The organism is Oleiphilus sp. HI0117, from assembly GCF_001635235.1.
Map to the genome: position 1 here is coordinate 1 of NZ_LWGA01000157.1, position 716 is coordinate 716.

General features: G+C 45.0%; 1 protein-coding gene. It reads right to left on the reverse strand.

What is annotated here, in order from left to right:
- Window positions 1-716 (reverse strand): IS30 family transposase (locus A3757_RS02125; RefSeq protein WP_156506110.1); only part of this gene is annotated, 716 nt, incomplete at both ends.

The following is a 716-nucleotide window of genomic DNA, read 5'->3' on the forward strand; positions in this document are numbered from 1 at the left end:
AAAGACTTCCTATATTGTTCCGGCATCTTCTTAAATGTGGCGAGCAACGCCTGGTGGACAGATTTAGCATCTTTACCCGCTAATTTGAGGATGATAGTAAATCGAGATTTTCTATCAACTAACGTGGCAATATGGGTGTTTTTTGTTCCTGATACCAAATCGCCTTCCCAATGACCAAGAGACTTACGGTTCTCTATATTCTTAGAGCGGTCATGGATTGATATCCCGTTAACAATATTGGTGAAGCTTCTATCTCCGCTTCGACGGTGGTGCCGACTATGGCGCATTGGCCTGCTTCGACGGAGGTATTGAGTGAATGAGTGGTGAATAACGCCTTTAGCGCGGACATATATTGATTTATAGATTGTCTCATGTGAGACCCGCATATTCTTTCTGCGGGAATACTCTACATGTAACCAGCCTGATATTTGTTCTGGAGACCACTTCAGCTCTAGCTTCGACATCACAACTAGCCTCAACTCTGGATTAAGTTCTAAAGCTCCAAACTTAGGCCGCTTGGCCATACGTTTCGCGCGATTATCGGCATCAACGGCTTTGTAATAACGTCGTCCACGATTACGAGCAACTTCTCTGGAAATAGTGGAAGGAGAACGGTTCAGCATACGGGCAATAGCTCTGATCGACATCTTCGCTGATAGCGCCACTCTGATTTCTTCTCGTTCCTCGAGAGTTAGATGCTGTGAGTTTCTTGTTCT